Annotated in this window: 15 protein-coding genes; 10 read left to right on the forward strand and 5 right to left on the reverse strand. The window is 57.5% G+C overall.

The window, feature by feature from the left end:
• Positions 1 to 39 precede the first annotated feature (39 nt).
• Positions 40 to 834 (forward strand): IS3 family transposase, encoded by a 795-nt coding sequence (locus tag OGM81_07820; protein UYJ44985.1) that lies wholly within the window; start codon positions 40 to 42, stop codon positions 832 to 834.
• Positions 835 to 1,026: 192 nt separating this feature from the next.
• On the forward strand, positions 1,027 to 1,173 hold the full coding sequence (locus OGM81_07825; GenBank protein ID UYJ42260.1) for a hypothetical protein: 147 nt from the start codon (positions 1,027 to 1,029) through the stop codon (positions 1,171 to 1,173).
• A 119-nt stretch (positions 1,174 to 1,292) separates the two neighbouring features.
• Here the strand turns inward: OGM81_07825 and msrB are convergent, their stop codons facing one another.
• Genes msrB through OGM81_07845 form a run of 4 tightly spaced genes read right to left on the reverse strand, consistent with a single transcriptional unit; the run spans position 1,293 to position 4,452 of the window.
• Positions 1,293 to 2,405: a peptide-methionine (R)-S-oxide reductase MsrB gene (gene msrB, locus OGM81_07830; protein UYJ42261.1), complete on the reverse strand. Its 1,113-nt coding sequence runs from the start codon at positions 2,403 to 2,405 to the stop codon at positions 1,293 to 1,295.
• A 37-nt stretch (positions 2,406 to 2,442) separates the two neighbouring features.
• On the reverse strand, positions 2,443 to 3,402 hold the full coding sequence (locus tag OGM81_07835) for a TlpA family protein disulfide reductase (protein ID UYJ42262.1): 960 nt from the start codon (positions 3,400 to 3,402) through the stop codon (positions 2,443 to 2,445).
• Positions 3,399 to 4,307, reverse strand: a complete 909-nt coding sequence (locus OGM81_07840) for a 4Fe-4S binding protein (GenBank protein UYJ42263.1) — start codon at positions 4,305 to 4,307, stop codon at positions 3,399 to 3,401. Before OGM81_07840 ends, OGM81_07835 begins: the two co-directional genes overlap by 4 nt.
• Positions 4,300 to 4,452, reverse strand: a complete 153-nt coding sequence (locus tag OGM81_07845) for a CD1871A family CXXC motif-containing protein (GenBank protein ID UYJ42264.1) — start codon at positions 4,450 to 4,452, stop codon at positions 4,300 to 4,302. Before OGM81_07845 ends, OGM81_07840 begins: the two co-directional genes overlap by 8 nt.
• A gap of 137 nt (positions 4,453 to 4,589) precedes the next feature.
• Here OGM81_07845 and OGM81_07850 point away from each other — a divergent pair, with 137 nt between their 5' ends.
• A complete protein-coding gene (locus tag OGM81_07850; protein UYJ42265.1) occupies positions 4,590 to 5,267 on the forward strand; it encodes a response regulator transcription factor in 678 nt (225 codons plus the stop codon).
• A complete protein-coding gene (locus OGM81_07855) occupies positions 5,264 to 6,400 on the forward strand; it encodes an ATP-binding protein (GenBank protein UYJ42266.1) in 1,137 nt (378 codons plus the stop codon). Before OGM81_07850 ends, OGM81_07855 begins: the two co-directional genes overlap by 4 nt.
• Positions 6,401 to 6,660: 260 nt before the next feature.
• Here the strand turns inward: OGM81_07855 and OGM81_07860 are convergent, their stop codons facing one another.
• Positions 6,661 to 7,995 (reverse strand): MFS transporter, encoded by a 1,335-nt coding sequence (locus tag OGM81_07860; GenBank protein UYJ42267.1) that lies wholly within the window; start codon positions 7,993 to 7,995, stop codon positions 6,661 to 6,663.
• A 256-nt stretch (positions 7,996 to 8,251) separates the two neighbouring features.
• Here OGM81_07860 and OGM81_07865 point away from each other — a divergent pair, with 256 nt between their 5' ends.
• The 6 genes from OGM81_07865 (at position 8,252) to metG (ending at position 17,695) form a co-directional block, all read left to right on the forward strand.
• A complete protein-coding gene (locus OGM81_07865) occupies positions 8,252 to 8,773 on the forward strand; it encodes a MarR family transcriptional regulator (GenBank protein UYJ42268.1) in 522 nt (173 codons plus the stop codon).
• Positions 8,757 to 10,973, forward strand: coding sequence for an ABC transporter ATP-binding protein/permease (locus tag OGM81_07870; GenBank protein ID UYJ42269.1), 2,217 nt, complete (start codon positions 8,757 to 8,759; stop codon positions 10,971 to 10,973). Before OGM81_07865 ends, OGM81_07870 begins: the two co-directional genes overlap by 17 nt.
• Before the next feature lies 1 nt (position 10,974).
• Positions 10,975 to 12,786, forward strand: a complete 1,812-nt coding sequence (locus tag OGM81_07875) for an ABC transporter ATP-binding protein/permease (protein ID UYJ42270.1) — start codon at positions 10,975 to 10,977, stop codon at positions 12,784 to 12,786.
• Between the two features lie 409 nt (positions 12,787 to 13,195).
• A complete protein-coding gene (rny, locus tag OGM81_07880; GenBank protein UYJ42271.1) occupies positions 13,196 to 14,749 on the forward strand; it encodes a ribonuclease Y in 1,554 nt (517 codons plus the stop codon).
• Positions 14,750 to 14,987: 238 nt separating this feature from the next.
• Complete coding sequence (locus tag OGM81_07885) at positions 14,988 to 15,626, forward strand: amino acid racemase (GenBank protein UYJ42272.1); 639 nt, start codon at positions 14,988 to 14,990, stop codon at positions 15,624 to 15,626.
• Positions 15,627 to 15,682: 56 nt separating this feature from the next.
• Positions 15,683 to 17,695, forward strand: a complete 2,013-nt coding sequence (gene metG, locus OGM81_07890; GenBank protein UYJ42273.1) for a methionine--tRNA ligase — start codon at positions 15,683 to 15,685, stop codon at positions 17,693 to 17,695.
• Positions 17,696 to 17,709 lie beyond the last annotated feature (14 nt).

Consider the following 17,709-nt stretch of genomic DNA (forward strand, 5'->3'; position numbering starts at 1 on the left):
AAGCTGAGGCAAAGACATTCTCTGGATATTCTTCTCTCAATCGCTCAACTACCCCGTGCCACTTTCTACTACCATCTGAAGCGGATGAACAGTGCAGATAAGTATAAAGCTGTCAAAGCGGAGATCACGGCCATCTACCACGAAAACAAAGGAAGATACGGCTATCGCCGCATTACAGCAGAACTTCACAAGCGCAATTTCCTCCTGAACCACAAGACTGTCCAGCGGCTTATGAAGGAGCTGGGTTTGGTTTGCCGTGTCAGGATGAAAAAATATCGTTCTTATAAGGGCGAAGTTGGTAAAATCGCACCAAATCTGTTAAACCGGGACTTCCGCGCCGAAAAGCCAAACCAGAAATGGGTCACCGATGTGACAGAGTTCAGTTTGTTTGGAGAGAAGCTCTATCTCTCGCCCATCCTTGATCTGTGCAGCAGCGATCTGGTCAGCTATACCATCTCCGACCGTCCTGTTCTGAGTATGGTTACGACTATGCTGGATAAGGCTTTTGAGAAGATACCGGATGGAACCGGGTTGATCCTTCATTCTGACCAGGGCTGGCAATACCAGCACAAGCAGTACCAGCGAATGCTCCAGAAGAAAGGTGTTCAGCAGAGCATGAGCCGGAAAGGCAACTGTCTGGACAACGCTGTGATAGAGAATTTCTTTGGCTTACTCAAAAGTGAACTGTTGTACTTACAAGAGTTTCAGTCCATGGAACACTTCAAGCAGGAACTCGTTGAATATCTGGATTACTACAACAACCGCAGAATCAAGGCAAAGCTAAAGGGCTTGCCGCCTGCAATTCACAGACAGCAAGCCCTTTCGGCTGCTTGAACAATTTTTGCTTCAAATTATTGTCTAACTTTTGGGGGGCACTTCAACTTAAGTAATCAGGGGCTTTTTGTATGCAAAAATGCCCTTTGTCTATGTGCTGGACAATGCGGTGGTCTGCAAGGTAAAATGCGTAGGAAGCGAAAAGCTGGCGGATTGTACCCCACCAGTATGCCAAGAAACCGAGGACGCAGAATGACCGGCAAAGAGTTTGAACAGATCATCCGCATAAGCTTCGAACGAAAAAAAGTTTACGAACTTGATAATCGACAAGAAGCTGTTCCGGAACTTTGCGCACGTCTATTGCAAAAGCGCAGTGCGCCCTGGCATGTTTTATTATAACTTAAAGAAAAAGACCGAAGTTGTAAAGCCCTTTTATGGCTTTTACTTCGGTCTTTCTTTTTTAGGGGATGTGCAACAGCCCCGTCCTGTTTTTCCGCTTGATGTGTATGCACCGAAAATCATTTTTCAAACAGATGCAGCAGATATCCGTAGCCCTCGGCTTCCATTTTTTCATAGGGGACGAAGCGCAGGGCCGCGCTGTTGATGCAGTAGCGCACGCCGTTGGGCGACTCCGGGTCGCCGGTGAACACGTGGCCGAGGTGGGAGTCTCCGGCGCGGCTTCTGACCTCCGTGCGGCGCATCCCGTGGCTCAGATCCTCTTTTTCCACTACGGCAGGGCCCTCAATGGGCTTTGTAAAGGCAGGCCAGCCGCAGCCGCTTTCGTACTTATCCGTGGAGGAAAAGAGCGGCTCACCGGTGACGACATCCACATAGATGCCCTTTTCAAATTTATCCCAGAACTCGCCTGTGAAAGCGCGCTCTGTGCCGCTTTCCTGCGTAACACGGTACTGCTCCGCCGTCAGCTTGTCCCGGATGGATTCCGCCGCGGGCTTCTGATAGTCGCCCGGATCGATGCGCAGCCGGGAAAACAGCTCCATCTCCGCGCGCGGGATGTGGCAGTAGCCGTTCGGGTTCTTTTCGAGGTAGTTCTGGTGGTACTCCTCGGCGGGGTAATAGTTCTTGAGTGGACCTGTCTCCACGAAGAACTTTTCACTGCGTCCCCGCTCGATCTCCGCGATGCGCTCCACCGTTTCCTTCGCGCTTTCGTTGGTGTAATAGACACCGGTCTGATACTGACTGCCCCGGTCGTTGCCCTGCTGGTTCTCCACCGTGGGGTCGATCACATAGAAGTAGGCCAGTAGCAGGGCGTCGAGACTCACCTGCCCGGGGTCATACTCCACCCGCACGGTCTCCCGGAAGCCGGTGTTCCCTTTGCAGACGGTCTTGTAATCGGCGTCCGCCCTGCAGGTGCCGTTGGCATAGCCGCTCTCGGCATCGATGACGCCGGGGATGGACTGCATCAGCTGTTCCATGCCCCAGAAGCAGCCGCCCGCCAGATATATGACATTTTCCGTGGTATCCATATACATGATTCCTTCACCGGACATATCAGAGGGCTGTCCGGTCATTTCCTTCTCGTCCGTTTTCTGCGGCATATTTTTCTGCCCGGAGGCGCAGCCGCTCAGCAGCAGTACCGCGGTGAGCAGAAGCGGCAATACTCTCCGATACATGGTGTATCCCTCCCTCCTGAGGAGATGAATCCGTTTGTCAGCCCACATCGGCGGCAAGAGCCTGGTCGATGAGCTTTTGCAGCGTCTCTGCCTGCTTCTTTTCCGTGAGGGCGCCTACGATGGGTTCACCCACGATATTGCCGTTGCGGTCAACCACGTAGGTGGTGGGATAGGCAAAGATGTTGGTGGTAAACTTTCCCGCCTCACCGTCGGAGTCAAAATACACATTCTGATAGGTGGCGCCCTTCTTGGCAAGCACATCCTTCGCCTCGGAAATTGCCGTTTCGTCGCCGTCCAGCGTGAAGGTGTTGACGCCGATGAGAGAGCCGCCCTTCTCCGCCAATTCCTTGTTCAGCGCATCCAGATCGGAAAGTTCGCCTACACAGGGATTGCAGGTGGTGAACCAGAAATTCACCACGGTGACGGCGTTGGCGGAGAACAGCTCGTCGCTCTTCACCGTGTTGCCGTCCAGATCTTTCCCTTCAAAGGCGGGGAACTTCTGCATACTGCCGTCGTCGGGAGGGTTGCTCGTGTCGCTGCCCGCGGGCATGCTCATATCGCCGTCCGTGGATTTCTGCATGATCTCGGGATACTTCTCTTCCAACTCGGTCAGCCTGTTTTCAATATTGCTGATCTCCGTGGCTGACTCCTTCAGCCACTCATACTCATTGTCGGCGAACTGCTCTTTAGCGGCCTCGATGGTATCCAGCAGGAAGTCGCCGTAGTTTTTCCCGTCCTCGACCATGGCCATGCCCTTGTCAGCCTTCATAAAGACCTTTTCCCACAGCTCGGTATTTTCCGACAGGATCGCGTTCTCCTGCTCCAGCAGCTCCTTGTGCAGGGTGAGCGCCTCCTCGGCGTTTTTCGGCTCGTCAGTCATGGCGGAGCCGTTGCCGCTCATGTCGCCCATCTTGTCATTGTTCTTCGTGCCGCAGGCCGCCAAGGCCAGCAACATCAGTACGGCAAAAGCCAGTGCAAAAATTCTCTTCTTGTTCATTTTGATTCCTCCATCGTTGTTTTCTTTGTTGTTTCTTTCCCGTTGCCGAAGCTGTAGCGGAAGCTCACGGCGTTCGTCGGACAGGCGCGGATGCACATCCCGCAGCGGATACACTCAGTATGGTTGGGCGTTTTCGTCACGTCCACATCCATCTTGCAGGCTCTGGCACATTTTCCGCAGGAGACGCACTTATTCTTGTCCACCTTCATCTGGAAGAGGGACACCCGGTTGAACAGCGCGTAGAATGCGCCAAGCGGGCAGAGCCACTTGCAGAAGGGACGGTAGAACAGCACGCTCAGCACGATCACCGACAGCAGAATGCTGAATTTCCATGTAAACAGCTTGCCCAGCGCCGCCCGGATGCCGGAATTGGCAAGGGACAGAGGAATGGCCCCCTCCAGCACGCCCTGTGGGCAGAGGTATTTACAAAAGAACGGATCACCCATGCCTACATCGTTCACAAGGAACGCCGGCAGCAGGAAGACCATCACCAGCAGTACAGCGTACTTGAGATAGGTCAGGGGCTTGAGTTTCTTTGTGGAGAGCTTCTTCGTCGGGATTTTATGCAGAAGTTCCTGAAACCAGCCGAAGGGACACAGAAAACCGCAGATAAAGCGTCCCAGCAGGACTCCCAGCAAAATGAGGAAACCTGTGATATAATAGGAAAAGCTGAACTTGGAAGACCCAACCACCGCCTGAAACGCACCGATGGGACAGGCACCGGAGGCCGCTGGGCAGGAGTAGCAGTTCAACCCCGGCACGCAGACGTTTTTCCCTGCGCCCTGATACAGGCCTCCTTTGAGGAAATTCGGCAGGTGCAGGTTGGTCAATAAGACTGCCCCCGCCTGTATCCAGCCCCGGAAGCGGGACAGGAGTTGTGACGCGCCCGAAGATTTCTTACCCAATGCCCACACACTCCAGACATAATTTAATTGCTTTGCTCAGCACCGTCGCCGTCTCGCCGCGCCATACGCCGAAACACAGCATAGCGATACCAACAACCAGCAGCGCGGCCTGCACGGCCGACTTTTTTACATGGCTCAATTCCATCACCCTTTCACTTTTTCTGCCACCATCATAGCGCAAGAGAGTTAAAGTCACTGTTAAGAACGAAAATTTAATGCAAACCTTATCTAATTTTGCTATAATTAAAACAACATAAAAATAAATAAAAAAGGAGGGCTCTCATGCACCTTTTAGTAATTGAAGACGAACGCGCCCTGTGTGAAACCATCGTCCGCAGCCTACGGCGCCAAGCATACAGCGTGGACTGCTGCTACGACGGGGAGAAGGCGTTGGAGCTTCTGGGCGTGGAGCGCTACGATCTGGTGCTGCTGGATCTGAACCTGCCGAAGAAGGACGGCATGACAGTGCTGCGCACCCTGCGGCAGACCGACCGGGAGACAAAGGTGCTGATCCTCTCCGCCCGGGGTGAGGTGGAGGACAAGGTGGAGGGGTTAGATGCCGGGGCCAATGATTATCTGGCAAAGCCCTTTCATCTTGCCGAGCTGGAGGCTCGCATTCGCAGCCTGACCCTGCGGCAGTTCACCCAGCAGGATGTACTGCTGACCTGCGGGGACCTGACCTTTGACACCCGCTCCCGTACCACCACCGCCAACGGGCAGACGCTGACGCTCACCCGCAAGGAAACAGGGATACTCGAATACCTGATGGTGCATCAGGGACGGCCCGTGAGTCAGGAGGAACTGATGGATCACGTTTGGGACAACAGCGTGGACAGCTTCAGCAATTCCATTCGCGTCCACATCTCCGCCCTGCGCAAAAAGCTCCGCGCCGCGCTGGGCTATGACCCCATCCGCAACCGCATCGGCGAGGGCTATCTGATGGGAGGTGAGGAGGAATGAAGCGGCTTTCCTTGCAGTGGCGCATCACACTGATGTCCGTCCTGCTCATCGGCATCACCTGTGTGGTCATGAATTTGCTGCTCTGTTCCTCCGGTGTGTACTATATGGACACCATTGCGGACAGCTTACAGGGCGGCAGCACGGTGATCCTGAATGAGGGTGGAGCGGCGAGCTTTGACCCGGAACTCATAGCGCCCAACGAGGAGTTGACCATCGTCGTCGATGGGGCGCAGGGGAGCTTCCGCACCACCAACTGGTACATCACGGCTGTGGTAACGCTACTCAGCGGTATGCTGACCTATTTTGTCAGCGGACGCGCGCTCAAGCCCCTGCGCAGCTTTGCCTCGCATGTGGAGCAGGTGCAGCTGAACAATCTTGCCGATATGAGGATCGATGAAGACGTCATTCCAGAATTCCAGCAGCTGAGCCACTCGTTCAACCAGATGCTGGAGCGGCTGAACAATGCCTTTGCCGCCCAGCGGCAGTTCACCGGCAATGCCGCCCACGAGTTGCGCACGCCGTTGACGCTGATGCAGGCGCAGCTGGACCTGTTTTCCTCAGAGCACCCCGACGTGCTGCCGGAGACTGCGGAGTTTCTCGCCCTCCTGCGGGAGCAGACGGAACGGCTGACCCGACTGACCAAGACTCTGCTGGAGATGAGCAATCTGCGGCAAGTGGCACGGAACGAGCAGATCCAGCTCGCTCCCATGATCGAGGAGATCTTTACGGATCTCGCGCCACTGGTGGAAAAGCGCGGCATCACGCTGGAGGCGGATGGCGACGGCGTTATTACCGGCAGCGATGCGCTGATCTACCGGCTGATCTTCAACCTGACAGAGAACGCCGTCAAGTACAATCGCCCCGGCGGCTCGGTGAGGGTCTGCGTCATACAGGAAACGGAAAAACTCCTGATTCGCGTTTCCGATACCGGCTGTGGTATTCCGGATGAGTATCAGCAGAGCATCTTCCAGCCCTTTTTCCGTGTTGATAAGTCCCGCAGCCGCGAGTACGGCGGTGCGGGGCTGGGGCTCTCGCTGGTGTGGGAGATCGCCAATCTCCACGGCGGCTCCGTTTGGGTGGAGGAGAGTTCGGAGAAGGGCACCACCATTGCGGTGGAGCTGCCGGTACAGTGATATTGCACTTGAAATCTCCGGTGAGCAGTTTGCAGAATACAGAATCTGTATCTCGTTACAAATAAATAGGCTGTGCAGCGGGAGCGACTTTCGGGTCGCTCCCGACTTTTACTGTGTTTCCGGTTCTCAAACCCGAAAGGGAAAGATGCGGCACTTAGAATTACGCGGTATTGCCTTTAACAAAAAATCCACCGGGGGCGTTCTGCCCCCGGCGGAAATAAGTTGCGCTTATGACGTTAGATTGACGTTGGATATGCCGTTTAGTTATCCATATCCTCAAACGCTTCCAGCCCTTTTTTGGCCTCTGCCTTGGCGTCGCCGTGCTTGACGAAGCAGATGGTCACAAAGCTCAGCGCCACAAACAGGGCGGCGTAGGGGAACAGCACACGGTAGTCAATGGCCCGCATCAGGGAGCCGGCCACGATGGGGGTTACCACCTGGGCGGCCATCGAGAAGGTGTAGTAGTACCCGGTAAACTTGCCGATGTCGCTGCCGCGGCACATCTCCACCACCATAGGCAGGGAGTTCACGTTGATGGCGGCCCAGGCAAGGCCCACCAGCGCGAACACCACGTACATAATGGGTTGGATGGAACTGTAAGTGGTGGTCAGCACGTAGCCCAGCATAAAGCAGGCGGCCAGCAGCACGATACCGCACTGAATAGTCCGCTTGCGGCCGATCTTAGCGGCCAGCGCACCGATGGGAATGTACGAGACAATAGCGCCCGCCGTGGCAACCAGCAGGCAGGTGGAGGCCCCGCCCAGGCCCTCGCCCATGACAGCCTCCACATACTTGGTAAACCACGTAGTAACGCCGTTATAGCCAATGAACCACAGCGAGATGGACACCAGCAGAAAGCTCAGGCTGCGCTTGACCGGCGCAGGCAGCACCTCGTGGCCGGTGCCGTCGTCAGTGGCAAGGTTCCACTCGGGATGAGCGGCTTCCAGCTTTTGGTTTTCTGCTTCCAGCTTGGGCTCCTTGATGGTCAGATACAAAACGACCACCGCCACGACCATGATCATCGAGACGATGAAGAACAGCGGCCGGTAGCTGACATGCTCCACGCCCTTGGTTTTGGACGCCGGGTACAGCACAGCCGCCAGCCCCAGGTACAAAATGCCGCCCACGGCGCCCATCAGGTTGATGATGGCGTTGGCGCGGCTGCGCAGGGGCTTGGGGGTCACGTCGGGCATCAGGGCCACGGCGGGGGAGCGGTAGGTGCCCATGGACACCAGCAGCAGCCCCAGCACAATAATGAACAGCACTAATATACCGGTGCTGGGGCTGGCGGCGTAGCGGTCGTCCAGCAGCGGGATCAGGTTCATCAAGATGGCTGCCGCTGCGGTGCCGCCCACGATAAACGGCATGCGCCGCCCGATGCGGGTGCTGGTCTTATCGGACAGCGCCCCGAAAAACGGCAGCAAAAACAGCGCCAGTACGTTGTCAGCAGCCATAATGGCACCGGCAAAGGTTTCGTTCAGCTTAAAGGTGTCGGTCAGAATTAAGGTCATAACGCTGTCGTACATCTGCCAAAACGTGCAGATCGACAAAAACGCAAGACCCACCAGAATGGTGCGGCGGCTGTTCAGTTTCACGGCGATTCTCCTAACTTTGGGGCGCAGTTGGCTCCTGTAATTGATTTTATTGTAGCATTGATTGTGCGAAATGTCTACAATTTCAACATCGCGGACGAGAACTTTACTTGAAATTGACGAACAAAAGCACATGCCCACCCGGATTATGAACATTTTCCAAACAATTCTGCAACCCTCTTGCATCCTGATGCAGGAGGGACTATTATTATCACGATGAAATAATTAACACATGATAATAATTAACAGGAGGTGCTTTATGCCAGGTTCAGAGATCCCGGATCTGCAGGGGGTGTTTCGGTTTGTCTCGCGGCTGCACACAATGTCCAAGCGCGGCATGCGCGGCGCGTTGGCAGACTGTCCCAGATGCCATTTCGGCATGCTGGAAAACCTGCACATTCTAATCGAGCAGCGCGGCGTAGAGGGTGCAATTTATGTTTCCGAGGTGGCCCGTGCTATGCGGCAGCCTATGCCGGCCGTTTCCCGCGGGCTGCGCATGATGGAACAGGATGGCAGCATCGTGCGGGAAACTGATCCCAACGACCGGCGCAAAACTTTCGTGCGCATCACCCCACAGGGCGAGCAGGCGCGCCTGCAAAGCGAGGCGGCACTGAACGCCTACTTTGGCCGCATCATGGCACGGATGACACCGGAACAGATCGATCAGATGTACGCCCTGCGCGGTGTGCTGTTGGATGCAATTGAAGCAGAAAACGACGCCATGCAGAAAAAAATCAGCGCACAAAAACAGGGAGGACCTGTCGATGACGAAAATATTTAAACAGCTGGCACGCCATTGGGCGGCATGCCTGGCCGTGGCGGCCCTGCTGATCGTGCAGGCCTACTGCGACCTGTCCCTGCCGGACTACACAAGCAAGATCGTGGATGTTGGCATCCAGCAGGGCGGTATCGAAAGCCCGGTACCGTATACCGTCCGCGATACTACCCTGCAGGCATTGGAACTGCTGATGACCGAGGACGAGGCCGCCTTGGCCGCCCAGTGGTACAGCGAGCCTGACGCCGATGGTCTGCGTTATCTTTCTAAGGATGCCGACACTGCTGCGGCGGAGTTGGAATCCGCTTTCACCACACCCGATGTGGTGTTGTACATGGCTGCGGCCCAAAATGCTGCCCGGGTCGCCGGCAGTACCGAGACGGTGACCCCCACCACCTACGACCTGGATGCCGTCAGCCAGCAGTTTGCGGCGATGGTTCAGGCACCCGGCGCACGGGAGATGCTGCAAAACCAGCTTGCCGGGGCCATCTCCCAGCTGGATGGGACCGTGGCCGACAACCTTGCAAGCCAGGCCGTGCTGCTGGTTTCCCTCGAATACGAAGCCCAGGGCATCGCTCACGACGTGCAGATAGCGTATCTGCTGCGCATTGGCGGGCAGATGCTGGGCCTGACCCTGCTGATGGTTGCCGCCGCGGTGGCGGTAGGCTTCATCGCATCCCGCGTGTCGGCTGCCATTGGCCGCGACCTGCGCCGCGAGGTGTTCTCCACCGTCGTGGGTTACTCCAACGCGGAGATCGAAAAGTTTTCCACAGCGTCGTTGATAACCCGCACCACCAACGACATCCAGCAGGTGCAGTTCGTCTGTGTGATTCTGCTGCGCATGGTGGCCTATGCGCCTATTTTGGGTGTTGGCGGCATTTTGCACGTGGCAGCGGGCAATACCGGTCTTTCCTGGATCATCTTTGTGGCGGTGGCCGCGCTGCTGGTGCTTATCACCATCCTGATGAACGTGGCTATGCCGAAATTCAAGCAGATGCAGACGCTGGTCGATCGGCTGAACCTTGTCAGCCGCGAGATCCTGACCGGCATCATGCCCATCCGCGCCTTCAGCCGCGAAAAGTTTGAGGAAGCCCGTTTTGATAAAGCCAACCGCGATCTGATGGGCACCCAGCTGTTTACCAACCGCACCATGGCTGCCATGATGCCTTTTATGACTCTCATCATGAACGGCACCAGCCTGCTCATTGTCTGGTTCGGCGGTAAGGCCATGGACCTGGGCAACATGCAGGTGGGCGAGATGATCGCTTTCATCACCTACACAATGCAGATCGTCATGTCCTTCCTGATGCTGGCGATGGTAGCCGTCATGCTGCCCCGTGCCGGTGTGGCAGCCGACCGTATCGACGAGGTCATCAAGACGCCGGCCACCATCCACGACCCCGATGCCGCCACCGCCAAACCGGCGCTGGAACGCAAAAACTGGAATGGCGAAGTGGAGTTCAAGGATGTCAGCTTCCGCTATCCCGGCGCCGACAGCGACGCACTGGAGCACATTACCTTTACCGCCAGGCCCGGCGAGACCACGGCCATCATCGGCTCCACCGGCTGCGGCAAATCGACGCTTCTCAACCTGATCCCGCGCTTTTATGATGCCACCGGCGGTGCGGTCTGCATCGACGGCGTGGACGTGCGCGATATGCCCCAGGCCACGCTGCACGACCTGATGGGCTATGTGCCGCAAAAGGGCGTGCTGTTCAGCGGCACCATTGACAGCAACCTGAAATTTGCCGGCGAGCATATCACCGATGAGGACGTGCGTACCGCCGCCGGCATTGCCCAGGCCACCGAGTTTATCGATGCCAAGCCCGAGGGCTATGCAAGCCCCATTGCTCAGGGCGGCAGCAATGTCTCCGGCGGGCAGAAGCAGCGTCTTTCCATTGCGCGTGCCATCGCCAAAAAGCCGCGCATCTACCTGTTTGATGACAGTTTCTCGGCGCTGGATTACAAGACCGACGTGGCCCTGCGCCGTGCCCTGAAAGCCCAGACAGACAACGCCACCGTCATCATTGTGGCCCAGCGTATCTCCACAGTGCTGCATGCCAACCGCATCCTTGTATTGGACGATGGCTGCATCGTGGGCGACGGTACCCACGCCCAGCTGATGGAAAGCTGCCCCGAGTATCAGGAAATCGCCCGCAGTCAGCTGAGCCAGAAGGAATTGAACCTGTCGAAGGAGGGCGAGTGATATGCCAAGACCCGGACGCATGACCACCGAGCGCGCCAAAGACTTTAAGGGCAGCCTGCTGCAGCTGCTGCGGGCGATGGGCAAGTATAAGCTTTCGCTCATCGTGGTCGTTGTTTTTGCCATTTTGTCTACCATATTTAATATAGCAGGCCCCAAAATTCTCGCCAAGGCCACCACGGCCCTGGCCACCGGCTGGATCGCCAAGCTGCGGGGCACCGGCGCCATCGACTTTGGCTACATCGGTAAAATTTTGCTGATCCTGTTGGGCATGTACCTGCTGTCCTCGGCGTTCAGCTTTATCCAGAGCTGGCTGATGAGCGGCCTGTCCCAGAAAGTCTGCTATGATTTCCGCCGTCAGATCAGTGAAAAGATCGACCGCCTGCCTCTGGCCTATTTTGAAAAGCGCACCGTGGGCGAAGTGCTCTCCCGCATCACCAACGATGTGGACACCCTGGGCCAAAGCCTGAACCAGTCGGTCACACAGCTGATCACCAGCGTGACCACCATGATCGGCGTGCTCATCATGATGCTGTCCATCAGTCCCAAAATGACGCTGATCGCACTGCTGATCCTGCCGGTCTCGTTGGCGCTGGTGCTGCTGGTGGTCAAATTCAGCCAGAAATATTTTAAGGCGCAGCAGGCAACGCTGGGCGTTGTCAATGGCCAGGTCGAGGAGATCTACTCCGGCCACAACGTCATCAAGGCTTTCAATCGTGAGAACGCCGTGCTCGCAGATTTCAATGCCGCCAACGATAAATTGTACGAATCCGCGTGGAAAAGCCAGTTCCTCTCCGGCCTGATGCAGCCCATCATGAACTTTGTGGGCAACCTGGGGTACGTGGCCGTAGCTGTGGCGGGCAGTATTTTTGCTGCCGCCGGTGCTATCACCATCGGTGACATCCAGGCGTTCATCCAGTACGTCAAAAACTTCACCCAGCCCATCCAGCAGTTGGCGCAGGTATCCAACATGCTGCAAAGCATGGCCGCCGCGTCGGAACGTGTGTTTGAATTTTTGGGCGAGGAAGAGGAGGACCAGCTGGCTGATCCGGCCTGCCGTGCCGACCCGGCCGCCATCGACGGGCAGGTCACCTTCGACCACGTCCGCTTTGGCTACACGCCGGAAAAGACCGTCATCCACGATTTCAGCTGCAAGGTCCGGCCCGGCCAGAAGGTGGCCATCGTCGGTCCCACCGGCGCAGGCAAGACCACCATGGTCAAGCTGCTGATGCGTTTTTACGATGTGGACGCCGGTGCTATCACCTTAAACGGCCGCAATGTGCGGGACTTTGACCGCAGTGCCCTGCGGGAAGGCTTCGGCATGGTATTGCAGGATACCTGGCTGTTCAAGGGTACTATTATGGAGAACATCCGCTACGGCCGCCTGGATGCCACCGATGAGGAAGTCATCGCTGCCGCCAAGGCTGCCAATGCCGACCACTTCATCCGCACGCTGCCCGGCGGCTACCAGATGGAGCTGAACGAGGACGCCTCCAACGTCAGCCAGGGCCAGAAACAGCTGTTGACCATCGCCCGCGCCATCCTGGCGGATAACCGCATCCTGATTCTGGATGAAGCAACGTCCAGTGTGGATACCCGCACCGAGCAGCGCATCCAGTCCGCCATGGACCGCCTGATGAAGGGCCGTACCAGCTTCGTCATTGCCCACCGCCTGTCCACCATCCGTGATGCCGACAAGATTTTGGTCATGCGGGATGGCGACATTGTGGAGCAGGGCACCCACGATGAGCTGATCGACCAGGGCGGCTTCTACGCTGATCTGTATAATTCCCAGTTCGAGGATGTGACGGCGTAAGATTTTAAAGGCCCCTCTGGAAGAGGGCTCCGGCTCCCTCTCAGGGGGGCCTTTTTATGCCCTCTTATTTCGATGCAATACTTCTTGACAATTGCCTTAAATAACGATAAAATTGTAAACAGGAATAAAAGGAAAAGCGCCGCACCTTAGCCACTGCCTGTGCGGTTGCGTCCATAGGGTGTCGCCCACCGGGAACACCGCTTTTTTACGATACAGTATCCGCCTGTTTTTGGCTTAGTTACGTTTTATATTGCTGCCTTGTGGCATAAGTGTGTGCTTTTTTGCCCGCATTTGCCGCGCTGTGTTGCTTTTGCCATAAAAAACAAACAAACCGTATATTGAAAAAGCGTCCCGCTGTGCTGCGCCCTCCTGAATTTGCATTTTTCCAAAATTAAGGAGTGAACTGACCATGAGCCCAATTATCACTGTGCTGCTGGTCCTTGTTGCTGCTGCTGTTTGCGGGACGCTCGGTTTTTACCTGGGCGGCGAAAACCGCAAGCGCACGGCCGAAGCCAAGATCGGCTCGGCGGAAGACGAAGCCAAGCGCATCGTAAACGATGCCATCAAGACGGCTGAAGCCAAGCGCAAGGAAACCATCGTAGAAGCCAAAGACGAAGCCTTCAAACTCAAGAGCGAAGCTGACAAGGAGATCAAGGACCGCCGCGCCGAGATCACCCGCCAGGAGCGCCGCATGGACCAGAAGGAGGAGGCGCTGGACAAGCGCTCCGCCGCCATGGAGCGCAAAGAGGAAGACCTCAAGCGCCGCACCGAGACCGTGGAAGCCCGCCTGGACGAGCTGGAGCAGCTGAAAATGCGTCAGACCGAAAAGCTGGAGACCATCGCCGCCATGAGCCAGGAGGATGCCCGCGCCGTGCTGCTGAAGCAGGTGGACGACGAGCTGACCCACGAAAAGGCCATGAAGATCAGCGCCTACCAGGCCAACATGAAGGACGAGTGCGACAACATCGCCCGTGAGCTGGTCGGCCAGGCCATCGCCCGCTGTGCCGCCGATGCCACCAGCGAAGCTACCGTCAGCGTGGTGCCGCTGCCCAGCGACGAGATGAAGGGCCGCATCATCGGCCGTGAAGGCCGCAACATCCGCGCCCTCGAGACCGCCACCGGCTGCGACCTCATCATCGATGATACGCCGGAAGCCATCACCCTGTCCAGCTTTGACCAGACCCGCCGCGAGGTCGCCCGCATGGCCCTCGAGCGCCTGATCGCCGATGGCCGTATCCACCCGGCCCGCATCGAGGAGACCGTCGACAAGTGCCGCCGCGAGCTGGAGATTCAGATGAAGCGCGAGGGCGACAAGGCTGTCATGGATCTGGGTATCCACAGCCTGCACCCCGACCTGGTCAAGCTCATCGGCCGCCTGAAGTACCGCACCAGCTACGGCCAGAATGTGCTGAGCCACTCGCTGGAAGTTGCCTGGCTGGCCGGCCTGATGGCTGGCGAACTGGGCATCAACGTTCAGCTGGCCCGCCGCGCCGGCCTGCTGCATGACATCGGCAAGGCCCTTGACCACGAGATCGAGGGCAGCCACGTGCAGATCGGCGTCGACATCTGCAAGAAATACCGCGAGAACCCGCAGGTCATCCACGCCATCGAGGCCCACCACGGCGACGTGGAGCCCAAGACCACCCTGGCCTTCATCATCATGGCTGCCGATGCCATCTCCGCTGCCCGCCCCGGTGCCCGCCGCGAGAACATGGAGAGCTACATCAAGCGTCTGGAAACGCTGGAGGCCCTCTGCAACGGCTTCGAGGGCGTCGAAAGCTCCTACGCTGTCCAGGCTGGCCGCGAGGTCCGCATCCTGGTTCAGCCGGACAAGGTCAGCGACGATCAGGTCATCCTGCTGGCGCGCAATGTCGCCAAAAAGATCGAGAACGAGTTGGATTACCCCGGCCAGATCAAGGTCAGCGTCATCCGCGAAAGCCGCGCTACCGAGTACGCAAAATAATTTCCGCAGCCTGCCGCTTGCCGGTGGGCTGCTTTTTTATTATTCGGCCCCCTCTGGGAGGGGGCCTTTTTCATATTAGCATCTTGCATATTTCCCCGCTACGCTTTATAATAAATAAGAATACTGTTATAAGGAGGGGTGCGCCACGACGGAGAAAAACCTGCCGCAAAACCCCCATAAAGAAGTTCTGGGCATCCTGGGTGGGCTGGGGCCTGCCGCCAGCTGCTACCTGTACCAGATGCTGATCGACCATACCCCCGCATCCTGTGACCAGGATCATATTGACATCGTCATTTCCTCCCGCGCGTCCACGCCGGATCGCACGGCGTTCATCATGGGCGAAAGCAAGGACGATCCCTTCGCTGTCATGGAGCAGGACGGTTTCAGCCTGGTGCACTACGGCGCTACGGTCATTGCTATCCCCTGCAACACCGCCCACTATTTCTACGACCGCCTGGCCGAGGCACTGCCCGTGCCGGTGCTGAACATGCCACGCCTGACCGTGGCCGACGCCAAGGCTGCAGGCTGCACTAAGCTGGGCATCCTGGCTACCGACGGCACCCTGCAGGCCGAGACCTACCAGATCGCCTGCCGCGATGCGGGCATCGAGTGGGCCGCCCCCGCCGGCGACCACCAGGACGACATCATGTCGGTCATCTACGACGACATCAAGCAGGGCCGCCGCGCCGACATGGCCAAGTTCGGCGGTGCTGTGCACGACCTGAAAAAGCAGGGCTGCGATATGGCCGTCCTGGGCTGCACCGAGTTGAGCCTCGTCAAGCGGGACGAGCACCTGGGTAAATTCTTCATCGACAGCACCGAGGTGCTTTGCCGCCACGCGCTGGAAGCCTGCGGCGTAACACCCATCGGGTTTTAAAAGTAAACACACCTGCAAAGTGAAAACACCTACGCGGTTGTTATAAGGAGAGAATCATGGATCAGAAAAAATTCTACATCACAACGCCGATCTATTACCCCAGCGATAAGCTGCACATCGGCCATACCTATTGCACCGTGGCCACCGACGCCATGGCCCGCTACAAGCGCCTGCAGGGCTACAACGTCAAGTTCCTGACCGGCACCGACGAGCACGGCCAGAAGATCGAGCTGAAGGCCAAAGAGGCTGGCGTCACCCCGCAGCAGTTCGTCGACAACATCGTCGAAGGCCCCAAGGGCGTCAAGGACCTGTGGAAACTGATGAACATCAGCTACGACCGCTTTATCCGTACCACCGACGATTATCACGTTGCCGCCATCCAGAAGATCTTTAAAAAGATGTACGAGAAGGGCGACATCTACAAGGGCACCTACAAGGGCAAGTACTGCACCCCCTGTGAGAGCTTCTGGACCGAGAGCCAGCTGGTCAACGGCTGCTGCCCGGACTGCGGCCGTCCTGTCGTCGATGCTGAGGAAGAGGCTTACTTCTTCCGCCTGTCCAAGTACGCCGACCGCGTGCGCGACCTGCTGGTCAACACCGACTTCCTGCTGCCCCGTTCCCGCGTCAACGAGATGGTGCACAACTTCATCGATCCGGGCCTGGAGGACCTCTGCGTCTCCCGTACTAGTTTCAAGTGGGGCATCCCCGTCGACTTCGACCCCAAGCACGTCGTCTACGTTTGGATCGACGCCCTGTTCAACTACACCACCGCCCTCGGCTTCATGAACGATAAGTACCCCGACAGCGACTACGAGACTTTCTGGCCTGCTGACGTGCATTTTATCGGCAAGGAGATCGTGCGGTTCCATTCCATCATCTGGCCTGCCATGCTGATGAGCATGGATATGCCCCTGCCCAAGCACGTTTACGGCCACGGCTGGCTGCTGCTGGACGGCGGCAAGATGTCCAAGTCCAAGGGCAACGTGGTGGATCCCTACCTGCTGGCCGAGCGTTACAGCGCCGACGCCCTGCGTTACTTCCTGCTACGTGATTTCCCGTTTGGCTCCGACGGCAACTTCTCCAACGAGCTGCTGATCAACCGTATCAATATGGACCTGGCCAACGACCTGGGCAATCTGCTGTCCCGTACCACCGCCATGGCGGACAAGTACTTTGGCGGCTGCCTGCCCATCGAGCAGGACGAAGGGGCCGAGGATGCCGCCCTGCTGAAAAAAGTCAGCGGTCTGCGCGCCCGCTACGAGGCCGACATGGAGGCTTATGCTTTCCAGAACGCTTTGGCCGACGTGTTTGAGGTCATCGACAACGCCAACAAGTACATCGACGCTACCGCCCCCTGGGTGCTGGCCAAGAGCGAGGACACCAAGCCCCGCCTGGCCCGTGTGCTGTATAACCTGGCCGAGACCCTGCGCATCTGCACCGTGCTGCTGCAGCCGTTTATGCCTGCCACCTGCGAAAAGATCTTTGCCCAGCTGGGTGTGGATGACAGCCTGAAGACCTGGGACAGCGCCGCTGCCGTGGGTTCTATGCCTGCCAATGCCACCCTGCACAAGGGCGAGAACATCTTCCCCCGCATCGACACCGCCAAGGAGCTGGCCGAACTGGATGCCCTGGAGGCTGCCCAGAAAGCCGCTGCCCAGGCTGCCAACGCCCCCGCCGAGGAGCCTAAAGCCGAAGCCGCTGCTGCCAGCGCCGAGCTGATCGGCGACCATGAGGAAGAGATCAGCTTCGATGATTTCTGCAAGGTAGAGCTGCGTGTGGCCGAGGTTCGTGCCTGCGAGCGCATGAAGGAGAGTAAGAAGCTGCTGCACCTGACCGTTTTTGACGGCGAGCGCGAACGCTGCATCCTGTCCGGCATCGCCAAGTGGTTCGCACCCGAGGATCTGATCGGCAAAAAGATCGGCATCGTGGCTAACCTGGCACCCCGCCCGATGATGAAGGGTAAGTATGTCAGCGAGGGCATGATCTTTGCTGCTGATACTGATGTCGACGGCGGCTGCTCCATCGCCTTCTTCCCGGACAGCACCCCCGCCGGTGCACGCATCCATTAAGGCTGTTTGTTCCT

The sequence above is a fragment of the Oscillospiraceae bacterium genome (genome assembly GCA_025758045.1).
Taxonomy (GTDB): domain Bacteria; phylum Bacillota; class Clostridia; order Oscillospirales; family Ruminococcaceae; genus Gemmiger.

What these genes read in the sequence shown, in the direction of transcription:
- OGM81_07825 (UYJ42260.1), top strand. Translation starts at nt 1,027, where the DNA reads ATGACCGGCAAAGAGTTTGAACAGATCATCCGCATAAGCTTCGAACGA.
- msrB (UYJ42261.1), bottom strand. Translation starts at nt 2,405, where the DNA reads ATGTATCGGAGAGTATTGCCGCTTCTGCTCACCGCGGTACTGCTGCTG.
- OGM81_07835 (UYJ42262.1), bottom strand. Translation starts at nt 3,402, where the DNA reads ATGAACAAGAAGAGAATTTTTGCACTGGCTTTTGCCGTACTGATGTTG.
- OGM81_07845 (UYJ42264.1), bottom strand. Translation starts at nt 4,452, where the DNA reads ATGGAATTGAGCCATGTAAAAAAGTCGGCCGTGCAGGCCGCGCTGCTG.
- OGM81_07850 (UYJ42265.1), top strand. Translation starts at nt 4,590, where the DNA reads ATGCACCTTTTAGTAATTGAAGACGAACGCGCCCTGTGTGAAACCATC.
- OGM81_07855 (UYJ42266.1), top strand. Translation starts at nt 5,264, where the DNA reads ATGAAGCGGCTTTCCTTGCAGTGGCGCATCACACTGATGTCCGTCCTG.
- OGM81_07865 (UYJ42268.1), top strand. Translation starts at nt 8,252, where the DNA reads ATGCCAGGTTCAGAGATCCCGGATCTGCAGGGGGTGTTTCGGTTTGTC.
- OGM81_07870 (UYJ42269.1), top strand. Translation starts at nt 8,757, where the DNA reads ATGACGAAAATATTTAAACAGCTGGCACGCCATTGGGCGGCATGCCTG.
- OGM81_07875 (UYJ42270.1), top strand. Translation starts at nt 10,975, where the DNA reads ATGCCAAGACCCGGACGCATGACCACCGAGCGCGCCAAAGACTTTAAG.
- rny (UYJ42271.1), top strand. Translation starts at nt 13,196, where the DNA reads ATGAGCCCAATTATCACTGTGCTGCTGGTCCTTGTTGCTGCTGCTGTT.
- OGM81_07885 (UYJ42272.1), top strand. Translation starts at nt 14,988, where the DNA reads ATGCTGATCGACCATACCCCCGCATCCTGTGACCAGGATCATATTGAC.
- metG (UYJ42273.1), top strand. Translation starts at nt 15,683, where the DNA reads ATGGATCAGAAAAAATTCTACATCACAACGCCGATCTATTACCCCAGC.